The sequence below is a fragment of the Streptomyces torulosus genome, assembly GCF_001419765.1.
In the GTDB taxonomy this organism is placed as follows: Bacteria; Actinomycetota; Actinomycetes; order Streptomycetales; family Streptomycetaceae; genus Streptomyces; species Streptomyces torulosus.
This window is the reverse complement of sequence record NZ_LIRK01000594.1, coordinates 1-2977: the sequence shown is the minus strand read 5'-3', so window position 1 is coordinate 2977 and position 2977 is coordinate 1. Positions and strand designations below refer to the sequence as shown.

The 2977-nt window shown below is 68.5% G+C and carries 2 protein-coding genes and 1 pseudogene; 2 read left to right on the top strand and 1 reads right to left on the bottom strand.

The window, feature by feature from the left end; all coding sequences use genetic code 11:
- Positions 1-789 (top strand): annotated as a pseudogene (locus tag AOK23_RS34415) (Ig-like domain repeat protein); the annotation flags it as partial.
- Positions 790-985: 196 nt separating this feature from the next.
- On the opposite strand, the gene AOK23_RS34410 reads toward AOK23_RS34415, so the two are convergent.
- A complete protein-coding gene (locus tag AOK23_RS34410) occupies positions 986-1747 on the bottom strand; it encodes a phosphoglyceromutase (RefSeq protein ID WP_055716457.1) in 762 nt (253 codons plus the stop codon).
- Positions 1748-1976: 229 nt separating this feature from the next.
- Here AOK23_RS34410 and AOK23_RS34405 point away from each other — a divergent pair.
- Positions 1977-2977: MDR family MFS transporter (locus AOK23_RS34405; RefSeq protein WP_055716455.1), on the top strand; the 1001-nt coding region annotated here is incomplete at its 3' end.

Here is a 2977-nt window from a genome sequence, read left to right as displayed (position 1 = left end):
GCGCTCCCGGCCGCGACGGTGAAGGCGGACGGGACCTTCTCCTTCACCGACACCCCGCCCGCGGGCGGCAAGGTCACGTACGCAATCTCGTATGGCGGCGACGCCGATCGCACGACTGCCTCCGCCTCCGACACGGTCGAGGTCTCCCGGAACTCCACGACCTTGGCAGTGAACAAGAGCGGCAACGTCTACGACTACGCCAGCAACGTGACGTTCACCGCCCACCTTGGCACGACGTACAAGAACCGGACGCTCTCGCTCTACGCGGACACTGCGGGCGACGGCAAGGGCAAGTACCTGGTCAAGACCGGCACGGTCAACAGCGAGGGCAACCTGTCGGTCGCCTTGACCCTGAAGCGCGACACCACGGTGAGCGCGTCCTTCTCCGGCGACGCGCGGACCGCCCCGAAGACGGCCACGAGCTGGGTGGGCGCGAAGGTCAAGGTGTCGCTGAGCCTTAGCCGCTACTACAAGACGGCCACGGTCAGTGGGCATACCCAGTACTACTTCCGGAAGACGACGAATCCGCTCCTCACGACCACGATGTCGGCCTACCCCGGCCGCTCGCAGAGGCTGCAGTTTCAGATCTACTCCGACGGCGCTTGGCGGTCGGCGGGGTCCCCGTACTTCAAGCTCGACTCCACGGGCAAGTCGGTGGTGGAACTAGGCGGCACGCACCAGACCGGTTACTCGATGCGCGTGCGGTCGTCCTACATCAACGACTCCTCGGGCGACACCGTGAACTCGACTACGCATGGCTCCTGGAAGTACTTCACCTTCACCAGCTGAGGCCCCCCAAGGCCCGGCGCATCCGATGATGCGTCGGGCCTTGGGATACAACTTCGGTCACTTCGTCAGTCACAGAGGCACACCAGAACGCTTGACAGCGTCCCCGAATCCCATTCACGGCCCACAGACGACCCAGCCCCACCAAGAAGCCCCCCACCAGCGGAGAACCGCAGGTAGGGGGCTTGATCAGCGCTGGTTACTTCTTCTTGCCCTGGTTCTTGACCGCTTCGATCGCTGCCGCGGCCGCCTCGGGGTCGAGGTACTTGCCGCCGGGGGTGACCGGGGTGAAGGAGGCGTCGAGTTCGTAGGAGAGGGGGATGCCCGTGGGGATGTTCAGGCCCGCGATGTCGGCGTCGGAGATGCCGTCGAGGTGCTTGACGAGGGCGCGGAGGCTGTTGCCGTGGGCGGCGACGAGGACCGTGCGGCCCGCGAGGAGGTCGGGGACGATGCCGTCGTACCAGTACGGGAGCATGCGGACGACGACGTCCTTCAGGCACTCCGTGCGGGGGCGGAGCTCCGGCGGGATCGACGCGTAGCGGGCGTCGCCCGACTGGGAGTACTCGGTGCCGTCCTCCAGCGGGGGCGGCGGGGTGTCGTACGAGCGGCGCCACAGCATGAACTGGTCCTCGCCGAACTCGGCGAGCGTCTGGGCCTTGTCCTTGCCCTGGAGGGCGCCGTAGTGGCGCTCGTTCAGGCGCCAGGAACGGTGGACGGGGATCCAGTGGCGGTCCGCGGCCTCGAGGGCCAGCTGGGCGGTGCGGATCGCGCGCTTCTGGAGGGAGGTGTGCAGCACGTCGGGCAGCAGGCCGGCGTCCTTCAGCAGCTCACCGCCGCGCGTCGCCTCCTTCTCGCCCTTCGACGTGAGGTTGACGTCCACCCAGCCGGTGAACAGGTTCTTCTCGTTCCACTCGCTCTCGCCATGGCGGAGGAGGATCAGCTTGTACGGTGCGTCGGCCATGGCCCCGAGCGTAATCGACGGCCGCGAGACGCCGCCCATATGGCCGACAGGCGGACAGTTCCGGCGGACGGCCCGGGGGACAGTTCCAGGGGACGGTTCCGGCGGACACTTCGGTCGGAGCCCGCGGGGCTCGTCAGTTGACGGTGTCTGTTAATTGGGTGGTCGGGGGCGCGCCCGCGTTCGTAAGTTGTGTTCGCCGCTTTAGCCGCTTACGTCGTGGGGGACCGTCATGCCACTCGCCGCTGCCAGACGCGCTGTCCGGGAGTCCGTCTCGGGGCTGCCCCGCGAGTTCTGGTGGCTGTGGACCAGCACGCTCGTCAACCGGCTCGGCGCGTTCGTCGCCACCTTCATGGCGCTCTATCTGACGCTCGACCGCGGCTACTCCGCCTCGTACGCCGGTCTCGTCGCCTCCCTCCACGGGCTCGGCGGTGTCGTCTCCTCCCTCGGCGCCGGCGTCATGGCCGACCGGCTCGGGCGGCGGCCCACCCTGCTGATCGCCCAGTCCTCCACGGCCTTCTCCGTCGCCCTGCTCGGCTTCGTGCAGGACCCCGTCGCCATCGCCGCCGTCGCCTTCCTCGTCGGCGCCACCAGCAACGCCTCCCGCCCGGCGGTGCAGGCGATGATGGCGGACATCGTGCGCCCCGAGGACCGGGTCCGCGCGTTCTCCTTGAACTACTGGGCCATCAACCTCGGCTTCGCCGTCTCCTCCATGGCCGCCGGTTTCATCGCCGAGGTCAGCTATCTCGCCGGCTTCCTCATCGAGGCGGGCATGACCCTCGTCTGCGCGATCGTCGTCTTCCTGAAGCTGCCCGAGTCCCGGCCCGAGCGGACGACGGCGGAGAAGGCCGCCGCCGACGAGGTCGGTCTCGGGACCGTGCTGCGCGACCGGCGGTTCATGAGCGTCGTCGGGCTGTCCTTCCTCGTCGCGGTGATCTTCCAGCAGGGCTCGGTCGGGCTGCCCGTCGCCATGGGCGAGGCGGGCTTCACCCCCGCCGACTACGGCCTCGCCATCGCCGTCAACGGCGTGCTGATCGTCGCGCTCCAGATCCCGGTCACGCGGTTCATCGAGCACCGCGACGCAGGGCGGCTCCTCGTCATCTCGTCCGTGCTCGCGGGGTACGGCTTCGGTCTGACCGCCTTCGCCGGCTCGATCGGGGTCTTCGCCCTCACCGTCTGCGTGTGGACCCTCGCCGAGATCGTGAACGCCCCCACGCAGACGGTGAGGGCGAA